Origin of the sequence: Sorangium sp. So ce385 (assembly GCF_051474135.1) — a bacterium.
Taxonomy (GTDB): domain Bacteria; phylum Myxococcota_A; class Polyangia; order Polyangiales; family Polyangiaceae; genus Sorangium; species Sorangium cellulosum_D.
In genome coordinates this window covers 1,267,879-1,288,893 of sequence record NZ_CP150337.1, presented here as the reverse complement: position 1 = coordinate 1,288,893, position 21,015 = coordinate 1,267,879, and the positions used below count along the sequence as shown (strand labels likewise).

16 protein-coding genes are annotated in these 21,015 nt (G+C 74.2%); 5 read left to right on the top strand and 11 right to left on the bottom strand.

Going from position 1 to position 21,015, the window contains the following annotated elements; genetic code table 11:
- Positions 1 to 30: 30 nt before the first annotated feature.
- Both WME83_RS04815 and WME83_RS04810 read right to left on the bottom strand, forming a co-directional pair.
- Positions 31 to 456, bottom strand: a complete 426-nt coding sequence (locus WME83_RS04815) for an STAS/SEC14 domain-containing protein (RefSeq protein ID WP_437318071.1) — start codon at positions 454 to 456, stop codon at positions 31 to 33.
- Positions 457 to 603: 147 nt separating this feature from the next.
- Positions 604 to 1,053 carry a hypothetical protein gene (locus WME83_RS04810; protein ID WP_437318070.1) on the bottom strand — a complete coding sequence of 150 codons (450 nt, stop codon included), beginning with the start codon at positions 1,051 to 1,053 and terminating at the stop codon, positions 604 to 606.
- 342 nt (positions 1,054 to 1,395) lie between these two features.
- On the opposite strand from WME83_RS04810, the gene WME83_RS04805 reads away from it, so the two are divergent.
- Together WME83_RS04805 and WME83_RS04800 are read left to right on the top strand one after the other, a co-directional pair.
- Positions 1,396 to 2,313 carry an alpha/beta fold hydrolase gene (locus WME83_RS04805; RefSeq protein WP_437318069.1) on the top strand — a complete coding sequence of 306 codons (918 nt, stop codon included), beginning with the start codon at positions 1,396 to 1,398 and terminating at the stop codon, positions 2,311 to 2,313.
- 353 nt (positions 2,314 to 2,666) lie between these two features.
- Positions 2,667 to 3,059 (top strand): hypothetical protein, encoded by a 393-nt coding sequence (locus WME83_RS04800; protein WP_437318068.1) that lies wholly within the window; start codon positions 2,667 to 2,669, stop codon positions 3,057 to 3,059.
- A gap of 249 nt (positions 3,060 to 3,308) precedes the next feature.
- On the opposite strand, the gene WME83_RS04795 is transcribed toward WME83_RS04800, so the two are convergent.
- The 4 genes from WME83_RS04795 to WME83_RS04780 all read right to left on the bottom strand — a co-directional run bounded on the left by WME83_RS04795 (position 3,309) and on the right by WME83_RS04780 (position 7,301).
- Positions 3,309 to 3,818 carry a hypothetical protein gene (locus tag WME83_RS04795; RefSeq protein WP_437318067.1) on the bottom strand — a complete coding sequence of 170 codons (510 nt, stop codon included), beginning with the start codon at positions 3,816 to 3,818 and terminating at the stop codon, positions 3,309 to 3,311.
- 100 nt (positions 3,819 to 3,918) lie between these two features.
- Positions 3,919 to 5,442 carry a B12-binding domain-containing radical SAM protein gene (locus tag WME83_RS04790; protein WP_437318066.1) on the bottom strand — a complete coding sequence of 508 codons (1,524 nt, stop codon included), beginning with the start codon at positions 5,440 to 5,442 and terminating at the stop codon, positions 3,919 to 3,921.
- Between the two features lie 17 nt (positions 5,443 to 5,459).
- Positions 5,460 to 6,191: a CPBP family intramembrane glutamic endopeptidase gene (locus WME83_RS04785; RefSeq protein ID WP_437318065.1), complete on the bottom strand. Its 732-nt coding sequence runs from the start codon at positions 6,189 to 6,191 to the stop codon at positions 5,460 to 5,462.
- Between the two features lie 279 nt (positions 6,192 to 6,470).
- Positions 6,471 to 7,301: a class I SAM-dependent methyltransferase gene (locus tag WME83_RS04780; protein ID WP_437318064.1), complete on the bottom strand. Its 831-nt coding sequence runs from the start codon at positions 7,299 to 7,301 to the stop codon at positions 6,471 to 6,473.
- 749 nt (positions 7,302 to 8,050) lie between these two features.
- Here WME83_RS04780 and WME83_RS04775 point away from each other — a divergent pair.
- Entirely contained in the window at positions 8,051 to 9,571 is a 1,521-nt protein-coding gene (locus WME83_RS04775) for a sigma 54-interacting transcriptional regulator (RefSeq protein WP_437318063.1), read from the top strand.
- A gap of 87 nt (positions 9,572 to 9,658) precedes the next feature.
- On the opposite strand, the gene WME83_RS04770 is transcribed toward WME83_RS04775, so the two are convergent.
- Complete coding sequence (locus WME83_RS04770) at positions 9,659 to 10,183, bottom strand: hypothetical protein (protein WP_437318062.1); 525 nt, start codon at positions 10,181 to 10,183, stop codon at positions 9,659 to 9,661.
- A 199-nt stretch (positions 10,184 to 10,382) separates the two neighbouring features.
- Entirely contained in the window at positions 10,383 to 14,282 is a 3,900-nt protein-coding gene (locus WME83_RS04765) for a serine/threonine-protein kinase (protein WP_437318061.1), read from the bottom strand.
- Between the two features lie 276 nt (positions 14,283 to 14,558).
- On the opposite strand from WME83_RS04765, the gene WME83_RS04760 reads away from it, so the two are divergent.
- Together WME83_RS04760 and WME83_RS04755 are read left to right on the top strand one after the other, a co-directional pair.
- The gene (locus tag WME83_RS04760; RefSeq protein WP_437318060.1) at positions 14,559 to 15,131 is read left to right on the top strand and encodes a hypothetical protein; all 573 of its coding nucleotides are present in this window, start codon (positions 14,559 to 14,561) and stop codon (positions 15,129 to 15,131) included.
- Positions 15,132 to 15,244: 113 nt separating this feature from the next.
- On the top strand, positions 15,245 to 15,916 hold the full coding sequence (locus WME83_RS04755) for a hypothetical protein (protein ID WP_437318059.1): 672 nt from the start codon (positions 15,245 to 15,247) through the stop codon (positions 15,914 to 15,916).
- A gap of 81 nt (positions 15,917 to 15,997) precedes the next feature.
- Here WME83_RS04755 and WME83_RS04750 read toward each other — a convergent pair whose 3' ends face one another.
- The 3 genes from WME83_RS04750 to WME83_RS04740 all read right to left on the bottom strand — a co-directional run bounded on the left by WME83_RS04750 (position 15,998) and on the right by WME83_RS04740 (position 20,885).
- A complete protein-coding gene (locus tag WME83_RS04750; protein WP_437318058.1) occupies positions 15,998 to 18,583 on the bottom strand; it encodes a bifunctional serine/threonine-protein kinase/formylglycine-generating enzyme family protein in 2,586 nt (861 codons plus the stop codon).
- A 131-nt stretch (positions 18,584 to 18,714) separates the two neighbouring features.
- Positions 18,715 to 19,509 carry a hypothetical protein gene (locus tag WME83_RS04745; protein ID WP_437318057.1) on the bottom strand — a complete coding sequence of 265 codons (795 nt, stop codon included), beginning with the start codon at positions 19,507 to 19,509 and terminating at the stop codon, positions 18,715 to 18,717.
- A 281-nt stretch (positions 19,510 to 19,790) separates the two neighbouring features.
- Positions 19,791 to 20,885, bottom strand: a complete 1,095-nt coding sequence (locus tag WME83_RS04740; protein WP_437318056.1) for an ATP-binding protein — start codon at positions 20,883 to 20,885, stop codon at positions 19,791 to 19,793.
- Positions 20,886 to 21,015 lie beyond the last annotated feature (130 nt).

Below are 21,015 nucleotides of genomic sequence, written 5' to 3'. Positions count from 1 at the left end.
CGAGCGGTCCTCGGACCGGTCGGCGCGGCGTCATACGGCCGGACGCCGCCTGGCCCGGAGCGCGCCCCGCTGGGCGAGCAGCCACGCGCGCGCCTCTCCCTCGGTGTCGAAGAACTGCTGCGGGTAGAGCTGTCCTGTGAGGATGTGCACGCCCTTCGCAAGGAGCGTCACGACGACGCGCTGGGAAAAGCTCGCCCCGACGATGGCGACGGCATCGACGCGCGCGGTGCGCATCTCTTCCGACGACACCTTGCGCGCCGACGCCGGGATAGAGCCCGTGTGACGCACGTCGGCGAGCACCAGGACGTCGCGGCCGCTCTCCGCCGCCCGCCGGAGCACACCGATCACAGCGCGCGCCCGGTCGTCCGTGAGGTCACCGCGGAGCGCCACGCGCAGGATGCCGTCGGGCTCGTCACGTACGTCGAGGCACGCGTCTTGAGGGCCGAGATCGCTCATGCCGAGGATGCTAGCGTCTCGCGCGGCGCGCACGCGACCTCCGTCAAGGCCGGCTTGTTCTGCCGCGTTCCCCTGTCCCGCCGCTCGCGGCGGTCGCAGCATGGCGTTCCGCCCTCGGACCGAGCCGGCGCGACGCGCCTCCGCCCATCACTTCGCGCCCGCGAGCCGCAGCACCTCGGCCCGCTCGGCGTCGGTCGGCTCGCGCTGGCAGTCCTTGCCAGCGCCCTGCAAGGCGTCGAGCTGACGGACGAGATCGCCGGGGTCGACGCTGAGGCAGCCCTCCTCGAACTGCGAGCACTCGGCGACCGAGAGCGCGGTCCCCGCGACATAGCGGCAGTCGGGATCCCCGGGCGGGTACCTCAGGAACGTGGAGGCCTGGGTGAGCAGACATGCGGCGTCCGACGGCGTGCTCGCCTCCTTGCAGCGCGCGGCGGCGATGCGCGCCATCCGTTCCAGGTCGGCCGCCGGGTACATCGGGACCCGAGGGCGCGCAGGCTGCGCGCTCGTGGCGCCGGCGGTCCGCGGGCCCGCCGCCGGCCGCGGCGTCTCGGAGCACGCGCACGCGAAGCCGACGCACGCGCCGACGAGGGCGAGCAAGGATCCCCCAGGCCTCATGGTTGCGACAAGTACCACGCTCGCTTCATGGCCCGCAACCGACGCAACCAGCGTAACCGGCGCAACCGACGCAACCGGCGCAACCGACGCAACCACGCGCGCCTCCCCCGGCTCTCCTCACGCCTCCACTCCCCTCCATCGCGCCAGCCCCGGCGCGCAGGTCCCCGCTGGCCGTACCTCGGCGGCCCGCCACCTCGGGCCGCGCCGCCGCGCCAGCCCTCGAGCGGCGGCCCGCGCTCTCCCATTACCTGGGAGGTAATCGACCCGCGCCCGCGGCGTGGTTCAACTCCTCCTCACGACGCGCGACGAGGAAGGAGAACCGCAATGACTGAACAGCACATCGACACGCCGGCCACCCCCGTGGATCCCGAAGCCGGCCCGGCGGCGAGCCCCGGAGAGCCGCGGCCGGCGCGGAGCAGGCCGCGGCCCGCCGCCGGCCCGTTCATCGAGGCGCAGGACGGCGCGCGCCTGTTCCACCGCGACTGGGGCACGGGCAAGCCCGTGGTGTTCCTCTCCGGCTGGGCGCTGAGCAGCGATATGTGGGGATACCAGATGGTCGACCTGGTCGATCACGGGCTGCGCTGCGTCGCCTACGACCGGCGCGGGCACGGCCGCTCGAGCGATCCGGGGCGGGGCTACGATTACGACACGCTCGCCGACGATCTCGCCGCGGTGCTGGAGCAGCTCGATCTGCGGGACGTCACGCTGGTGGGCCATTCGATGAGCGGCGGCGAGATCGCGCGCTACCTCTCGCGGCACGGGGACGGCCGGATCGCCCGCGCCGTGTTCCTGGCGCCCACCACGCCGATGCTCCTCAGGGCGGCGGACAACCCGGACGGGCTCGACCGGCGCCTCGTCGAGCAGGCGCGCGCGGCGATGCGCGCCGACTACCCGGGATGGCTGGCCGACAACGCATCGCCGTTCTTCGTGCCCGAGACGTCGCAGGCCATGAGGGACTGGGTGCAGCAGCTCATGCTCCAGTGCTCGATGAAGGCGCTCCTCGACTGCAACCGCGCGTCGATCGAGGCCGACTTCCGCGACGAGCTGCGCCGGATCGCGGTGCCGACCCTCGTCATCCACGGCGACCGCGACGCGTCGGCGCCGCTCGCGATCACCGGCGAGAAGACGGCGGCGCTCATCCCGGGCAGCCGCCTGCTCGTGATCGAGGGCGCGCCGCACGGGCTGTTCGTCACCCACCGCGAGCCCGTCAGCCGTGCCCTGCTCGCCTTCGCGCGCGCCTGAGCGGCCGCGCCCGCGCGGGGCGACCTCGCGGCTTCGCGCACGACGCGCCGAGCAAACCGCTGCGCGTGGTGGTTTGCTCGACCGCGCAAGTCGCCCGGCAGCCCGAGCGCGCGGCCCAGCGGGCGCGGCCGGTAGGTGGGCGCCGCCAGCGGGCGGAGCGCGCGCTGCGCCCGCGAGAGCGCGGCCGGCACGGCGCGTGCTCTTGGTCAGAGAGCCTACCATGACCTGCGAGTTGGCTTGACGCGCCGAGCCCGTGGAGCACCGCAGTCGCGCGGGCTCCGCAGAGCTCGACCGTCCCAGCTGGCATGTCGGGCCACTGCAACCATCACATGATTGAACGGAAAGGAAATAGCATGACAAGCAAGATCATCACGGCGCTCGCGGTGTTGTCTTTGTTCGTCGGCATGGCGTTGGCGCACGCGACGGCGCCCGCGGCCTCGGGCCTGAAGGCCCGCTCCGTCCTCGGCGCGGAGGCGAGCGCCGCGACGCCAGAGACGGTGGCGTTCTACGGGTCCCCCGCGGCCGACGTGGCCACCACGACGCAGGTGGACCCCGCGGGCATCGCGATCGGGGCCTCGGGGGTCGTCTCGCAGGCGGCGGTCGCCCCGGCCGGGGGGATCGGCAACATCGGTGTCTCGACGACCAACGCGCAGGGTTTCCAGGGCGGCGGCTACGGGGCCTGGAGGAGTATCGCGATGAACGGCGCACCTGCGTGCGGCCGAGCGGACGTCCTCTTCGACAAGTAGCTATCTCGGCCGGCCCGCCGGGGCCGCCGCCGTTCACGGGCCGCGCGCGGCCTTCTCTCCGGCGACCCCGAACCCGGAATGGACGAACCCGTGCGCCGTTACCTCCGCGTGCTCTCAACGTCCGCGCCCGCGCTGCTCGCCTTTCATTTCGCGATGACGCTCTCGTACCTGACGCCGCAGAACCCGCTCAAGCTCCGCGACCGCGGAGATCGCCGCGCCGAGCGGCCAGGCTCGGGTGAGCGCCTGCGCTCAGATGGCCTGGCAGTAATAGAACGCCATGTTGTCGCAGTGATCTCCGCCGCACTTCGCGCCTGCGATGTAGTAGCCCGGCGGGAAATAGATCGACCCAGCGTTCTCCTCGGAGATGAATCCGCTCCAGTAGCAGCTGCCCCAGGTCTTCCCGTTGAGGTGGGAGCACTGGAGCGACACGTTGTCGCAGTAGCTGCCCGTGCACGCGAGCCCCGTGACGAAATCCCCGTAGTTGCACCTCCGGTAGTTCGTGCTCTCCTCGGAGAAGTAGGAGGTCCAGTACGTGGACGTGTTGTAGGTTCCAAGGGAAGAGCAATAGCCCCTGATGTTGTCACACTCGGAGCCGCTGCAATGGAACGCGCTCATGGCGTTGCCGCTGTCGCACGCGACTGGCGCCCAGCCGTCGGACGTGTCGGCCGTCCATCCATTCGTGATAGCGTCGGCTGCCGTTCCGACTTCCTCGTCCGTCTCGGTGTCGGCGTCGCTCGCGCTGTCGACCGACTCAGCCATGCAGCCGGCCACCATCAACAGGGTCGATCGCGCCGCTCGCGGCTCAACCCGGGTCGGGGAGCTCAACCCGGGTCGGGGAGCTCAACCCGGGTCGGGGAGCTCAACCCGGGTCGGGGAGCTCAACCCGGGTCGGGGAGCTCAACCCGGATCGGCCCGCCCGCCGCGGCCGGATCCGGGCGAGGCCGCGCGGAGCCGCCCGGCAGGACGCGGCGTCGATGCGCTGCGGCTCGATCCCGAGCTCCCGCATCCTCTCCGCGTCCCACGCCTCGATCGGGTCGCGCCCGGCGATGTAGCTGCGCGCGCGGTTGGCGAGCGGCGCGCGCAGGCTCATCACCTCGGGCGCCGACATCAGAACGCACGTCTTGTAGCGGGGCAGGTCGCTCGACATCAGCCGGCCCCAGAGGTGGCGACCCACGCTGCGCACGCTGCCCAGGATGCGGCTCAGGCGCCGGAAGTGCTCGATCGCCTCGGAGGGGTGCAGCCGGGCCGGCCGGTGACACAGCGTGTACCCGTCGAGGTCCCGGCTGGTCACCCCGGGCAGCAGCCGCCCCTCGGCCGCCACCTGCGCGAAGAACGGCGTCTCCGGGTACGGACAGACGATCCCGAGGAACGTCGGGCACTGATCTCCGAGGTCGTGCAGGTACTCCGGCACCCGCTCCAGGTATTCGTTGGTGTCCCCGTCCGCGCCCACGAGGAGCCCGAACGAGAGCACGATCCCGCTCGCCGAGGCCCGCTTCAGGACCTCGCGGACCTCGCTCAGCTTGTTCTGCCCCTTGTTCATCGCGCTGATCGACTCGGGGTTCAGCGACTCCAGCCCTGTATAGACGTAGCGGCACCCCGCGCGCCCCATGAGGCGCACAAGCTCCGGGTCGCGCAGCACGTTGAAGGTCAGCGCGCAGCCCCAGATCTTCTTGAGAGGGATCAGCGCCTCGCAGAGCTCTCGCAGGTAGCGGGGAGAGCCGCCCAGGTTGTTGTCGAGGAAGCCGAACACATCGCCGGTCACCCCCGGAATGCGCCGGTTGAAGATCATCCGGTCGCGGATGTCCCGGATCACGTGGTCGATCGGCCGATATCGATACTGCTCGTGCCCCGTGAGCACGCAGAAGTTGCAGGAGAAGGGGCAGCCGCGCGACGCCTCGATGCCCGGCATCCGGACGAGGTTGTTGCGGTAATCGACCAGGTCGTAGCGGTAGGTGGGGATCCGGTCCGGCGGCACCGGGGGGAGCGCGTAGACGGGCTGGAGCTCGTTCCGCCGGAAATCGGCGATGAGGGCCGGGACGTTCGACTCCGGATCGCCCGTCACCACCGCATCGAAATGCTGGAGCGCGTCCGCCCGGAAATGGCTCGCGTGCCGGCCGCCCGCCACCGTGGTGATGCCGCGCCGCCGGAATAGCGCGGAGAGCACCTTTGTGTGCTCGTAATAGGCGTGCAGGTACGAGAAGAACACGAGATCCCAGGGGCGATCGAGGGGGATGTCCGTCTCCTTCTCGTTGTAGAGCTCGATCTCCGCGTCCGGCGGGCACAGGGCGGCGATGAGCTCGGGCACGGAGGATTGCATGACCGAGCGCTCCTTGCGGTGCAGGCGGCTCGGGTGCGTGTAGGTCGAGATGATCGCGATGCGCATCGAAGGGGGCTCCTGGTTCAGTTCAGGCCGACGGCGACGCTCGCGAGGCCCAGGGCGGCGTGCGCGAGGGTCACCCCGGCGAGGGTGCGGTGCCGCGCGTAGAGCGCGCCGAAGAGCAGGCCGATGGCGAACGTGAGGGAGGCGAATCCAAGCGAGACGTGGAGGTGGTAGACGCCGAAGAACGCCGAGGTGAGCGCGAGCGGGACGGCCCGGCCCGACCGGGGCAGGAAGCGCTCCAGGGAGGTCTGGATCACGCCGCGCGCCACGAACTCCTGGAGCAGGCAGTGGGGCGCGTAGAGGACGAAGAAGAGCGCCCGCGAGGTCGCGTCGTAATCGGCGATCGATCCCCAGGTGACGAGGGGCTCGCCGCGCGTCCACGCGCCGAGCCGCAGCGCGAAGCAGGCGGCCGCGAGGGCGAGCGCGACGGCCAGCGACTCCGCCAGGCTGCTGCGCAGGCCGGCCGTGGTCACGCCCATCCGCGAGAGCGGCAGCGACTGGCGGCGCACGTACCACGCGACCGGGACGAGGAGGGCGAGCAGAAGCCCCCAAGAATAGGCCATGTGCTGGGCGGGGGGCAGCCCGGGGGTCACCGTTCGCTGGACCACCCGCGCCATGAGGAGGAGCGCCGCGGCGAGGGCGATGAAGGAGGTGATCTCGCGGCGGAGCTTTCGCGCAGGGGCCCCACACACGGGTTCGAGGCTGCGTTCGCGCAGCCCGGGAGCGATGGTCGCCGGAGCGTCGATGGCCATGCCGGCTCGCTGAGCAGCGGATGTGCCACGCGGGGATCGGCGGCGAAGGCCGCTATCGGCCGGCGGACGAGGTGCGTGAAGGCGGCGCGAATTGAGCCGACACGGCACAACGACATGGCGCCTTCGCCCTGGTGGTCCCGGCCGGCTCCCGGCGCCGGGCGCACGGGCGTGTGTCCGAGATCACCAGAGCCGCTCGTGGCGCGCACCGGGACCGCTGTCGGCGCGGGCCCTCACCGGGTGCCTGGCGGCGAGCGCGCGGCGCCGGCGCGCTTCGCTGGCTCAGCCCTTCACGGCCTGCAAGGTGTAGCTCGCGGCCAGCCGCTCCGGCCTTTCGCGGAGCCGCCATTCGCCGCGCTCGTCTTGCACCATGCCGTCTCCGAGCGGATTCCAGGGGACCGAATCGTGCTCGGTGAGCGCGGAGAGCCGCAGGTTCGCCGCGAAGAGCGCGGTGACGATCTCGCCGAGGCCGTGGTTGAAGCTGATGCTGTCCGGCGCGGCGAGCTCCCCCTCGTGGGATACGTAGGTCTGCTTCTCGTGGAACAGCGTCCCGCCCTCGACCTCGAAGTAGGGATACTCCACGACCAGGAGGCCGTCCGGGCGCGGCTCGGCGAGCGCCCACAGCATCGGATGGCCCTCGCGCAGGAACAGGCGGCCGCCGGGCTTCAGCAGCGCCGCGACCGTGGCGGCCCAGCGCTGGATGTCGTCCAGCCAGCACAGCGCGCCGACGCCCGTGTACACCACGTCGAAGCGCCCGGCGCCCAGCGCCTCCACCGCGTCGTAGACGGTGCTGCACACGTACGCGATCTCGGCGCCGCACTCCGCGGCCAGCCGCCTCGCCACCGCCAGCGCCGGCTCGGAGAAATCGAGCCCGGTCACGCGCGCCCCCAGCCGGGCGAGCGACAGCGTGTCCGTGCCGATGTGGCACTGCAAATGGACGACGTCGAGGCCGCGCACGTCGCCGAGCCGCTCGCGATCGAACTCGACGACGCCCGAGAGCCGCCGCGGGTCTTCGCGGAACCGGTGGAGCTCATAGCCTTGCTCGTGGTGCGGCACGCGGCTGTTCCAGTTCGCGAGGTTGATCGACACGTAGTCGCGTTCGTGAGAGCTCATGGCGAGAGGATACACCGCGCTTCGTCTCTCGTCCCCGTCTCTCGTCCCCGTCTCTCGTGCGCGTCTGCGTGCGCGCTGACTCCGGGGAATCGCGCACGCGCACGCGCACGCGCACGAAGGACGAGCACGGAAGACGGGAGACGAAGCACGGAAGACGGGAGACGAAGCACGGAAGACGGGAGACGAAGCACGGAAGACGGGAGACGAAGCACGGAAGACGGGAGACGAAGCACGGAAGACGGGAGACGAAGCACGGAAGACGGGAGACGAAGCACGGGAGCGATCTGCATTGAACCCAAGCGAACCCCGCTCTAGGCCCCGTCCGGCAACCCCGTCGAGCTCCTGCAGGCCGCGCATTGAGGACTGCTCCGCCAGGCACGTCGCCTGGCGGCCGTCGGGTTCCTGGGAAGACCGCCTCAGGCCAGCAAGGCTCTCCCGCCCTCATGTAATGACAGGTACCACCCCCGCAGGATCGCGCCCCCTCCAGCGCGCCCCCTGCGGCTCCCGCGGTCCAGCGAGACGCGCTGGCTTCGGCTATCCTGGCGTCCGATGCGCGCACGCCCGTCGCTACCCCTCGTCCTGCCCGTCATCGCCGCGGCCGCGCGCGAGGTGCTGCGCTCTTCCGGCGCCGTGGCCGCCTCCGATCGCGCCGCCGGGCGACGCCCGCGGGCTCCGGGCCCTGGCCGAGCGCGGCCGCGAGGCGCTTCGGCTCGCCCCGCGGGCGGCGCGGCGCGCTAGAACGAGCGGAAGTGAGCAAGGAGAGAGACGTGGCTGGCGCGATGTCCCCCCGGAAGGATGCGCAGAACGACGCGCAGCATGCCCTGGAGCTCGCGGTGTTCGCCGGGGGCCGCGTGACCCGGCACCCGCTGCCGGCCGAAGGCCGGGTGTCGCTCGGCCGATCGAAGGAGAACGACGTCCAGATCGACGAGAGCTCCGTCTCGCGCCGCCACGCGATCATCCACCTCGGCGCCCGGCTCGCCATCGAGGACCTCGGCAGCGCGAACGGGACCCGCCTCCGGCGCGAGCGCAGCGCCGGGCCGACGACCAAGCTGCTCGAGCTCCAGCTCGAGCCAGGCAAGACGACCGAGCTCGCGGTCGGGGACGCGGTCAACCTGGGCTCGACCCTGATCGTGATCCTGCCGCGCGAGGGCACCGCGAGCGCCGCCGCCGGCCAGGCGCCAGGCGAGCCCATCGTGCGCGACCCGGCCATGCAGCGGCTCTACGCGCTCGCCGAGCGCGTGGCCGCGTCGCCCCTCAGCGTGCTCCTGCTCGGCGAGACAGGCGCCGGCAAGGAGGTGCTCGCCGAGCACATCCACCGGCGATCGCCGCGCGCGCACGGGCCGTTCCTGCGCCTCAACTGCGCGGCGCTCGCCGAGTCGCTCCTCGAGAGCGAGCTCTTCGGCCACGAGAAAGGCGCCTTCACGAGCGCCGGCCAGGCGAAGCCCGGGCTGCTCGAGACCGCCGAGAAGGGCACCGTGATGCTCGACGAGGTCGGCGAGCTCCCCCCAGGCATCCAGGTGAAGCTGCTGCGCGTGCTCGAGGACCGGAAGGTGATGCGCGTCGGGGGGCTGAGCCCGCGGCCCATCGACGTCCGCTTCATCTCGGCCACGAACCGGGACCTGGCCGCCGAGGTGAAGCGCGGCGCCTTCCGCGAAGATCTCTTCTTCCGGCTCAACGGCATCGCGCTGACGATCCCGCCGCTCCGCGCGCGCGCCTCCGAGATCGCGCCGCTCGCGCGCGCGATGGCCGAGCGGACCGCCAGCGCGCTCGGGCGCCGGGCGCCGGCGTTCGCCCCCGAGACGCTCGCCGCGCTGGAGGCGCACCCGTGGCCCGGCAACATCCGCGAGCTGCGCAACGTCATCGAGCGCGCGGTCGTGCTCGCCGGCGGGGACACGCTCCTGCCGGAGCACCTCCTGCTCGACGCCTCCGCGCCGCCGCCGCTCGTCGAACCGCGCACCCCGACGTCCATCGACGCGCACCCCGCCGAGGTCGCCGCGCTCGCTGGTCCCCTCCCCGCCGGTCCCCTCCCCGCCGGTCCCCTCCCCCCAAACCCCCTTCCGCCGGGCCCTCCCCGATCGGCCGAGGCCGCGGGCGGCCTGCGCGGCGAGCTCGACGCGATCGAGCGGCGCCGCATCGTCGACGCGCTCGAGCAGTGCGCCGGCAACCAGACGCAGGCCGCGGCGCTCCTCGGCATGCCCCGCCGCACCTTCGTCGCCCGGCTGAGCGCCTACGGCATCCCGCGGCCGCGCAAGGGCAAAGCCAAGGGCTGACGCGGCCGGCGCGGCCCGCCGGCGAGGGCCCGCGTCCGATGGCGCAGGCGCCGCGCCAGGGGGCGCTTCATCCCGCCGGACAACGCCTCACTGCGAGCCGGCGAGCTTCAGCACCTCGGCCCGCTCGACCTCGGTCGGCTCGCGATCGCAATCCTTGCCGGCGCTCTCCAGGGCGGCGAGCTGGTGATCGAGATCCTTGGGATCCACGCTCTGGCAGCCCTCCGAGAAATCGGAGCACTCGGCCACCGACAGCGCCGTCCCCGACACATAACGGCAATCCGGATCCTCGGGCCGGTATTTCAGGAACGGCGTGGCCTCCGCGAGGAGGCACGCCGAATCCGACGGCGCATTCACCTTCTTGCAGCGCGCGGATGCGACGCGGGCCACCCGGCGCAGCTCTTCCGCCGGATAGACGCGGCCCCGGGGCCCCGCGGAGCGCGCCGCCGCGTCGCTCTGCGCCGGCGCCGGCGCGCCCGCCGCCGGCACGCCGTCCGCCGAAGCGCGCGCGCCGTCCGCGCCGTCCGGCAGCGACGGAGACAGCGGCGACGAGGACGCGCACCCGCAGGCGAGGAGCACGGCAATGGTATTGAAAAGAATTCCCCCAACCTTCATGGGGGTCTCATATCACACCTTGTCGCTCGCTCGCAATGCAGAGTTCTTGCCCATCACGCCGACGCCGTGGCATCGCTCCTCGTTTCCCCGGCAATTCCGCCGGCAATGCGCCTCTGATTGAAGAATTGCAGCGCGAGCGCCCCCGCGCGGGGAGCAGCGCTGTCGCGATGCTCAGCGATTGCGCCGCTCGCCCTCGCCGTCACGCGCGCTCGGGCACGCCGCCGAGCCGCTCCCGCGCGAGCGCGAGCGTCGTCCGGTTCTCCGGGACCTCCTCGAGGAAGCTCTTCCGGTAGGCCGGCTCCGGGATCGTCCCGGCGATGCGGAGCAGGCGATCCCGCGCCGCGGCGAGCGCCGCCTCGGCCGCGCCGCGCCGCCCCACCGCGTCGAGGCACGCGACGTGCGCGAGCCGGATCCGGGCGCCCCCGAAGAGCCCGCAGGCGCCGCCCGTCGCCTCGACCCGCGCGAGCGTCTCCTCGACCGCCGCGAGCGCCTCGGCGGCGCGGCCCTGCCGCAGGCGCAGCTCCGCGCGCGCCGCGATCGCGCCCGGGCGATCGATGCGGTCCGCCCCCGAGAGCAGCCCGAGCGCGGCGTCGAGCTCGCGGCCGGCGCGCTCGAGCTCCCCTGCGCGGCCGAGGACCTCGGCGAGCAGCCAGCGGCCGCGCCCCTCGTGCGGAGAAGGGGACCGCGCGCGCCCGGACGCGATCAGCGCCTCGGCCAGGCGGCGCGCGCCGTCGACATCCCCCCGCTCGAGCGCGACGTGGACGCGGACGAAGGGCCGGTACGACGACCAGGCCCCGTACTCCTCGTCCGGGCCCGGGACGCAGCCCAGCACCTCCTCCGCGCGCGCCGTCGCGCCCAGGGTCCACAGCACCGTCCCGAGCAGGATCCGGATCGCGCCGGCGCCGCGCGCGTGGTCGGCCCGGAGGGCCGCCTCGAGCGCCGCCTGGGCGCGCTGGAGCGCGCCCCACGGGTCCTCCAGCGCGAGGAGGTGATCGAACATGAGCGCGGTGTGGAGGAGCGCGGCGGCCCACGGCTCGCGCTCGCCGTGGCGCTCGAGCGTCGCGCGCGCCCGCTCGACCAGCTGCCCCCGCTTCGCGACGTCGCCGACGTGGAGCGCGCTGTACAGCCCCGCGAGCAGCGCGAACGCCCCGCTCGCGATCGCGTCCTCCGCCGGCTCCACGGCCGCGAGCGCGCTCAGGATCGCCTCGAGCTCGTCCTCCATGCCGAGCAGGGTCGCGTGCAGCGCCGTCGCCGACGCGCCCTGCATCCACGGCCGGCTGCCCGGCGCCGCCTCGCGCATCACCCGCGTGCCCGCCTGCCGGAGCGCCGCGAGGCCGGCCTTCGGGACGCGCCACATGGCGAGCTCGCAGCGCAGCCCGAGCAGCGCGAGCTCGACGTCGGCCGGCGCCTCGCCCGCGAGCCCCCGGTCGAGGCGCGAGAGCGCCGCCTCGACGTCGCCGCTGCGGTGGGCGATCTCGGCGGCGCGCAGCCAGCAGCGCGACGCCCGCGCGCGCTCGCCGCCCTTGTCGAGGTGCTCGGCCAGGACCAGCGGGTCCGCCTCGCCGCGCTCCTCCAGCCAGCGCCCGGCCAGCCGGTGCCCGAGGGCGCGATCCTCGTCGCCGAGCATGGCGTACGCCCCCTGCCGCAGGAGCGCGTGCCGGAACCCGAACTCCTCCTCGCCGGGGAACCGGCTCGCCGGCCGCCGCACGAGCAGCTCCGCGGCGGCGAGGAGCGCGAGCCCGTCCCTCACCGGCTCGCCCACGAGCGCCTCGACGCCCGAGGCCCAGCACGCCTCGCCGAACACGCTCGCCGCCCGGAGGAGCCGCCGCGCCTCGGGGCCCAGCCCGTCGAGCCGCGACTGCACCATCGCCACCACGGTCTCGGGCAGCGCGTCCCCGCGGCCCTCCGCCGCCGCGCGGATGAGCTCCTCGAGGTAGAACCCATTGCCGTCGGCGAGCGCCACGATGCGGTCGAGGGTCTCCTGCGACGCGCCCTCGCCGAGCAAGAGCCGCGCGAGCCGCTCGCACGCCCGCTTGCCGAGGTCCTTCAGCCGGAGCTCGTGCACGCTCCGCTCCGCCCAGAGCCGGGGGAACCGGACCGTGACCTCCGGCCGCGCGAGCGCGAGGACGAACAGCGGCTCGTCGGCGAGCTGCCGCAGCGCCGCGTCGACGAGGCGCGTGGTCGCGGGGTCGCCCCAGTGCAGGTCCTCGAGCACCAGCACGACCGGCCCCTCCGCGCACGCGGCCCGCACGAGCGCGAGGAGGGCGCGCTGCACCTGCTCGCCCATGATCTGCGCGTCGCGCCGCGCGGCCCGGAGCAAGGCGCTCTCGCCTTCCGGGAACGGCGCGCCGATGAGCTCCCCGATGAACGCCGCGGTCCGGGGCCGCTCCGCCTCCGGCACCCGCCGCGCGACCTGCGCGAGCACCTTGTCCCGCCGCGCCGCGAGCGCCTCGCCCTCCACGATGCCGCACGCGCCCTGGATCGCCCCGGCGAGCAGCCCGTACGGCGCGTCCGCCCGCAGCGGGTCGCCGCGGCCGGTCCAGATCGACGCCCGCGGGGCGCGCTCGGCCGCCCGCCGCAGGAACTCCTGCGCGAGGCGCGACTTGCCCACGCCGGGCGGCGCGATCACCAGGACCGCCCGCGCCGACGGCTCGTCGACGCACGCCGCGAACGCCGCCTCGAGCATGCGGAGCTCGCCGTCGCGCCCGACGCACGGGGTCGGCTTGCCGAGCAGCGCCCGCCCGCCGCCGGCGCTCGAGCGCTCGCCGACCAGGAAGAAGCGCCCCTCGTGCTCGCGCACGTCGAACCGCGCGTCGATGAGCCCCACGAGGCCCTCGTCGATCGCGATCGGCCGCGCGTCGCCAGGGCCGGCGGGGCCGCGCGCCGAGATGAGCCGCGCCGCCCGGTCGATCGCGTCGCGCAGGAGGCGCATCCGCCCTGCGGCGGCGCTCCACCCGAGCGCGAGCGCCATGGGCCGGTCGGGGGTCTGCCGGCGCAGCGCGAGCGCCACCCGCGCGGCCTGCCACGCCAGGTCCGTCGCCGCGCCCTGCCCGGCCATGGTCAGCACCGCCGCCCCGCCCGGCAACGGCTCGACGCGCGCGCCCCACGCCGACGCCTCCTCGACGAGCTGGCTCGGCACGGTCGCGATCTCGGTCGCGACGTCCGCGAAGGCGGCCGCGTCGATGGCGCCGATGAGGAGCACCGCGACGGACCGGCGCTCCGTCGCGGTCAGCGCCTCGGGCCGGGATGGCGCCGGGCCGTGCGCGCTCGCGGGGGCGTGCTCGCCGCGCTGGATCGCGAGGAGCGCCTCCGCCGCCTCCCGGCCGTCCCGCGGCCGCGCGTCCGGTCGCTTCGAGAGCATGCGCGCGCACAGCGCCGCGATCGGCTCGGGCACGTCGCCCCGCACGTCCCGCAGCCGCGGCGGGTCGGCGAAGAGGACCTTGGCCAGGATCGACATGAAATGATCCCCGCCGAACGCGGGCTCGCCGGTCAGGCACTCGAAGAGGAGGCAGCCGAGCGCGAACACGTCCGCGCGCGCGTCGACCACGTCCCCGCCGCGCGCCTGCTCCGGCGCCATGTACGCGGGCGTCCCGATCACGACGCCGCTCTGGGTCATGCGCGTCCCGCCCGCCCACGCGACGCCGAAGTCGAGCAGCCGCACGTCGCGGGAGCCCTCTCCGACCAGGAACACGTTGCTCGGCTTGAGGTCGCGGTGGACGACCCCGCGGGCGTGCGCCGCGCCGAGCGCCTCCGCCACGCAGCGCGCGACCTCCACGCTCTCGTCCACGCCGAGCGGCCCGCGCCCGAGCCGGCGCGCGAGGTCCTCGCCCTCGAGCCACTCCATCGCGAGGTACAGGGCGCCCGACGGGAGCGAGCCGTGCGCCACGTGCCGCACGATCCCGGGGTGCTCGAGGCCCTCGAGCAGCCGCGCCTCGCGCAGGAACCGCGGCGCGTCGGCGCCGCTCGCGGCGCGCAGGAGCTTGACGGCGACGGGGGCGCCGCGCTGGAGATCGGTGGCGCGGTAGACCTCGCCCATCCCGCCGGTGCCCGCCTGGGCCTCGAGCACGAAACGCCCCGCCACGAGGTCGCCAGGCCGCATCGGGCGAGGAGGGTACGTCCGCGCTCCGGGGCTGTCGAGCGCGCGCGCGGCGCCGGGCGGGGCGCGCGCCGGCGCCGCTTGCGCAAGGCCTGCTCAAGTCGAGCGGGGGTGACGCGACCTGCGGCGCCGGGGCGCGAGGGCTCCCCGGATCCGGCCCGGATCGCCGCGTCCTCGCCGTGGCACGACGCATGCTCATGCTCCGAAGCGAATCGCCGCGCACGGAGCCGATGTCCCGGCAGAGGGGCGCGCAGGCAACCCGAAACAAGGAGCTTCATCATGATGCGTGCATTGTTTGCTTCGCTGGCCGTCGTGTCGTTCGCTGGTTGCGCCGCGGCGCCCGCAGAGGACGCGACCCAGGAGGATCTCTCCCCGATCGACGCGACGGCCGCGGAGGACGAGGTGGACGTCGCCGTGGCCGCCCTCTCCTCGTCGGTCACGTTTCATTCGGAGACGCCGTTCTACATCCCCCCGCACGTCGGCGGCGACGCCGACTTCGGCGGGCACGGGCCGCGCGTCAACCTCGACGTGGAGCTCCACGTCTTCAATGGCAACGAGGTCTGGGCCTCCGTCCACATCGACGCCATCGAGACCAAGAGCGACTGGACGCGCGCCGAGGGGACCGGCTGGTTCCACCTCTACACCGCGCCCGGCACCATCGCCGAGATCCTCAGCCCCACCTACTTCGAGCACGAGTACACCGACACCGACCACGCCCGCGATCTCTACGCCTTCTCGCCCGGAAGCCTCGTGTCGCTGCTCGACTACGTCGGCGATACAAAGGGCAACGAGGCCGGCTCCAGGACCGGCGTCCAGGTCTTCTTCCAGCCCATCACCGTGGGCCTCCTGTGAGCCCTCCCGGCGCGCGCGGGCCCGGGAGGGCCCGCCGCGCCGGGGGCGCGCGCGACGAGCGAAGCGGATAGGATTCGGACGTTCCACCCACGAGACGAGGAGATCATCGAACCATGAGCACTGGATCGGGCACGGGCGAGCTGGATGTCACGAGGGGAGACCTCTTGCCGAAGGCGCCGGAGGACACGGAGCAGCCGGACCAGAACCAGATCCCCATCGACTCGAAGCTCCGCTTCATCGAGGCGGTGACCGAGAGCCCGCTCCTCCAGGTGGCGGTGACGGGGTCGAACCCGCCCCCCGGATACACGGCGAAGACCGAGTACTGGTCGAGGCGCGGCCCCCTGAAGACGAGCTCGATCATCCTGGAGTCGATCGGGTTCGCGAACCGCTCGGGATCGGCCGGGTACCCGAAGGAGTTCCATGACTGGCTCGCCGGGGGCAGCGTCCTCGCGACGGCCCAGGAGGCGTCGGCGCAGCAGTGGATCCAGGGCGTCCACCAGCCGACCTCTCCGAACAGCGCGCTCTATTGGGCCGCCGATCCGGACGCGCCGAGCACGCGCCGGATCGGCCTCCTCTTCGAGCTCGGGAGCGCCGGCGAGCTGCTCAACGTGATCTGGTACAAGACGAAGCAGCCCACGGGCGGCCTGATCTTCCAGAAGACCCCGAGCAAGCTGATCTTCACGCTGCTCGTCGTGGGCGAACAGAGAACGCCGTCGACCGATCCGCACGACATCGACGCTCAGAGCACCTGGTACTACTACCGCGGCGAGATGAGATCCGCGTGAGCGGCCCGCGCGCCTCCCGCCGCGCCCCGGCCGCGGCGGCGGCGCGCCCGGACAGGCCTCCTGCGCCGGGCGGCGGGCCGCTCACGGCGGCGCCGAGCGCGCCAGCCTGAACCCGATCCCCCCGAAGCGATCCCCGGGCTTGCCCGCGAAGCGCCCGGCCGCGCGGCAGAGGTTCGGCGACGTCGACCACGCGCCGCCCCGCGCCGCGCGGAAATCCGGGTCGCCGTCGTCGGCCGGATCGAGCAGCACGACCCCCTCGTCGGTCCGCGTCCCCTCGCGCTTCCACGCGTCGATGCACCAGTCCCGCACGTTGCCCGCCGCGCCGCGCAGGCCATAAGGGCTCTCGTCCAGCGGGAAGTCGTCGACCGGGCGGCGGCCGGCGACGCCCGCGTGGCTGCCCAGCATGCACCCCCAGGTCGGCTCCAGGAAATCGCCCCAGGGCATGCAGCGGCCGTCGACGCCCCGCGCCGCCTTCTCCCATTCGAGCTCGTTCAGGAGGCGCCACGGCGCGCCGGTCTCGGCGGCGTACCACGCGGCGTAGCGCATCGCCGCCCGCCAGTGGACGAAGGCGACCGGCATCCGCGGCTCCTCCTGGACGTCGGTCGGGATGAGCCCGAGCCGGAAGCGGCCGTCGTCGCCCCGCTCGAACCGCAGCGAGTCCGGGCCCGCGTCCGAGGCGGCGCGGCCCAGCGAGAGGCGCGGGCAGCACTCGAGCGCCTCGGCCTCGCGGCCGCTCGCCACGAGCGCGTTGAGGAAGGCGAGGTACTCGGCGTTGGTGACCGGGTGCCTCCGGACGATGAAGCCGTCGCACCAGAGCCGGCGCCGAGGGAGGCTGTCGCCCGCGTCGGGATCGCCGCCGGAGACGAACCAGCCGGGCGGCACGTAGAGGTCGTCCTCGCCGAGCTCGCCGAGCCGGAGGAGGCGGACCGGGTGCGGCGCGCTCGCGCCGGGCCGGACGCCGTCCCAGGGCCGCCCGCGCTCGATGAGCACGGGATAGCGGGCCTCGTGGTGCCCCGGCGCGCGCAGCTTCAGGAGGTAGCTCCCGCGCGGGAGCGCCACCCCGCGGAGCGGCGTGGGGCCGAGCTCGCGCGCGTGCTCGGGCACGAGCCGGCGGTCGCGCTCGACATAGCGGTAGAGCGAGGCCTCCGCCCCCTCCGGCTCGGTCGACAGCGAGAGCGCCCCGTCGCCGGCGAGCAGCACCGCGTGGCGGCCGCGGTCGTGCTGCCGGAGGAGCGCCTCGGCGCGCGCCGCGCCCCGGGCGTCCCGCGCCTGCTCGGCCTCGAGGAGCTCCTCGGCGTGGTGGTCGGCCAGCGCCTCGTGCGCCTCGCGGAGATCCGGCGCCTCGTTCAGCGCCGCGCGGAGGAGCTGCATCCACTCGACCTGGCCGAGCGACGCCTCCCGCTCGAGGTGCTCCGCCTCGTCCTCGAGCCGCCACCCGCGCGCCTTCAGCTCGGCGGGATCGAACGAGCTCAGGCCGTCGAGGAGGGCGCGCGCCTCGGCGCGCAGCGCCCGCGCGCGCGCGCGGATCGCCTCGATCTCCGGCTGGATCGCGCGCGCCTTGTCCACGATCGCGAGCGCGCGCTCGCGCCGCCGCGCGCCGTCGAGCCAGCTCCGGACGTCGGCGGCGAGCGCGGCCGCGTCGGGGTGGCGAGCCTCCGGGGCGAGCGCCATCGCGCGGGCGCAGATGGCCGCGAGCTCCGCGGGCACCTCGTGGGGGGCGCTCTCTTCGACCGGCCTGAGCCCGCCGGTGAGGAGCGCGCTCCAGACCGCGGCGAGCTGGCCGCCGTACGGGTGGCGCCCGGCGAGGATCTCGTAGAGCACGACGCCGAGCGCGTAGACGTCGCTCGCCGCGCCGAGGCGATCGCCCTCGCCGCGCGCCTGCTCCGGGGCCATGTAGAGCAGCGTGCCCAGCACCTCGCCGGGCTGCGTGAGCGGGGCCGCTTCGAGGACGTCCCCCGCGCCGGCGGCCCCGGGCGACGCGCGCGGCGGCGCGGCGGGCCGCGCGAGCCCCCAGTCCATCACGAGGACCTCGCCGAACTCGCCGATCATCACGTTGGCCGGCTTGAGATCGCGGTGCATCACGCCGCGGCTGTGCGCGTAGGCCACGGCCTCGCAGACGCGGAGGAACGTGTCGACCGCCCGCCGCAGCGCCACCGGCGAGAGGCTCCCGCCGCCGGCCGCGTACAGCTCGTCGAGCACCTCGCCCAGGGTGCGCCCGCGCACCTCCTTCATCGTGAACCACAGCCGCCCGTCGGCGAGCGCGCCGCAGTCGTGCACGGGCACGATCCCCGGGTGCTGGAGCGCCGCGGTCAGCCGCGCCTCGGCGAGGAAGCGGGCGCGATCGAGCGTCGCGTCGCGCGCCTCGGACGACTGGATCTTCATCGCGAGCACGCGCCCCATGATCCGGTCGCGCACGCGGCGCACCTCGCCCATGCCCCCGCGCCCGATGCAGCCGAGGTCCTCGTAGCGCTCCTCCGCGGAGAGGGGCTCGGGCGCCGCGACGGGGACGGGCGGCCGCTCGGGCGCCGGCGAGGCCGGGGACACGCGCAGCCGGAACGTGACGTCCGACGCGGCGCCGGCCGGCGGCACGTCGCCCGACTCGTCCGGGCCCGCCGCGCCGTACGCGGGCAGCGTCATCTCCATCTGCTCGCGCTCGCTGCGGCTCATGATCCGTCGCTCCGCGGATCCCGCCCGGGAAGCGCTCCGGGCCGAGGTCCGCGCCGACCCTATCGTCGAGGCGCGCAGGCCTCAAGCCGCGAGGGGCTGTCGGCGCGCGGCGGCCCGGATCCGGCGTCGCGTCACGAGCCCAGCACCACGCCGACCCCGCCGGTGAAGCCGAGCTCGAGCGAGGCGCTGCTCTGGAGAGCCCCGCCTCGTGAGCTCTCGAGGCGGGTGAGCCGGAGCACGAGCTCCGGGGCCATGTGCAGATAGATGTGCTCCCAAGGCTGGTAGACGAGCCCGACGTCGGCGACGCCGATCCACGCGTTCATCACGGAAGCGTCGCCTGCCGACCCGACCGGGTCGGCGCGGGTGCCGGCGTACCCGAACCCCGCGCGCGGCCACAACGAGAACTGCTCGTTCAGCGCGAACGCGTACCCGACGCGCGGCACGACGGAGAGCGTGAAGGCCTCGGCCTCCATCGAGGTCGTCCCCCCGCCCGCCACGGACAGGCGGGCGTCGTAGCTGGCGTACGAGAAGCCGATCGTGCCCCCGATGGAGACCCCGTCGGCCACGAACACGTCGACCGAGGGCGAGACCCAGACCGTGCGGGAGGTGGCGGCGAACCCGTCCTCGTCGGCGCTGCGGTCGTCCGAGAACGTGAAGCCGATGAGCCCCGTGTACCCCGTGGCTCCCCAGACGGTGTCCGAAGGCCCCCCGGCGACCATGTGCGGGCCGAGGTGGCCGCCTTCGGTGGTCACCCCGACGACGTTGTCGAAGGCGACCTGCCCGCGCCCCCCGAAGCGGCGCTCCGCGGGGGCGCCCGCGCGCGCGCCGGCGTCCTCGGCGCGGGCGGCGCCGGCCGCGGAGAACGTCGCGAGCACGAACATCAAAGCGACGAGCCGGATGCGACGGATACGGTGACTCTCCATCATGATTCTCCTCTCGATGGCCGAGGCCAGCGGCCCTGGACCACCCTGGATTGACGAGCGCAGCTCGGCGCGCTCCGCCGGAGACCGCTCGGGCGACGACGCCGCGCCTCCCCCGGTCCGCCGCAGTCAACGCCGGACAGCCGCGCTGGCTTTCTGCCATGTTGTCAATCGCTCTCGAGGGCTCGAATCCGACGGGCGCGCGCGACACCGCTCCTCCCAAGGCACCTCCGCCGCTCGCCAGGGGCCTTATTTCCGCGCGCGGCGCGGCGGGCGGCGGCCCCGGGTCAGCCCGGGTCCTGGTACGGGCTCGCGTCGAGGGGCAGCTCCAGGGCGAACGTGGTCCCGCGCTCGGCGTCGCTCTCCAGCCTGACCCTCCCGCCGTGCGCCTCGGCGCACCCGCGCAGGAACGCGAGGCCGAGCCCCCACCCGCGCGGCACCGCCTCGGACGCGCCGGCCCGGAAGAACGGCGCGAAGACGCGCGCCTGGTCGTCGGGCGGGATCGCCGGGCCCTCGTTGTGGACCGCCACGACGGCGAGCCCCGCCGCCGCCTCGACCGTGATGGCGACCGGCGCCCCCTGCGCCCCGTGCTGGAGCGCGTTGCTCACCAGGATCCCGATCGCGCGGCGCAGCTCCTCCTCGCCCCAGACCCCCCGGACGCACGCCTCCCCCTGGACGACGAGGCGCTGGTCGTGGAAGGCCGAGAGGTCGTCGGCGACCTCGCGGGCGATCGCGGCGAGATCGCACGCGCCGAGCGAGAGCGGCAGCCTGTGGCCGGCCTGGAGCCGCTGCACGTCCCGGAGGACGCGGATCATCTCGTCCATGCGCCGCAGGCTGCGGACGATCCGGCCGGCGAGCCGCTTCGTGTCGTGCTCCGCCCGGGCCAGCTCGAGGCTCTCCGCGTAGAACATCGCCGCGGTCAGCGGGCTCCGCAGGTCGTGGGTGATGCGCGACAGGGCCCGCTCGTGGCGCCGCTCGAGCTCGGCCTCCTGGGCGCGCGCCGCGGCCTGCTCGGTGGTGTCGAGGATCTGCACGAGCAGCCCCCGCGGGCGCGCCTGCTCGTCGAGGAGCGGCGCCGCGATCGCGGTGCCGTGAAACGCCCTCCCCCCGGGGGACGCGAACGCGATGTCCGCCGCGACGTCGGTGACGCCGTCCCGGATCACGCGATCGAGCAGCGCCGCCAGGCCTTCCGCCTGCCGGAAGAGATGCGTGAGGGGAACCCCCGAGAGCTCGCCGAGCGGCACGGCGGAGAGCCCGCAGAACGCCGGATTCGCGTAGAGGACGAGGTGCTGTGCCGTCGTGGTCAAGACCGCGGGGAGCCTGGACCGCTCGATCGCGGGCCGGTGCTGGCGTGCGAGGTCCACGTCGTCGGCGTCAGCCATCGGCGTCCCCTCCCGCCGCGCAGCGCGCGCCGGGCGCATCGCCCGCGCGGGGGGTGGCCGCGTCGAGGGCTGGCGTCGCGTTGCTCGTCATCTCCACGTCAGCACATCTACTACGGAAGTGCGCGACGGG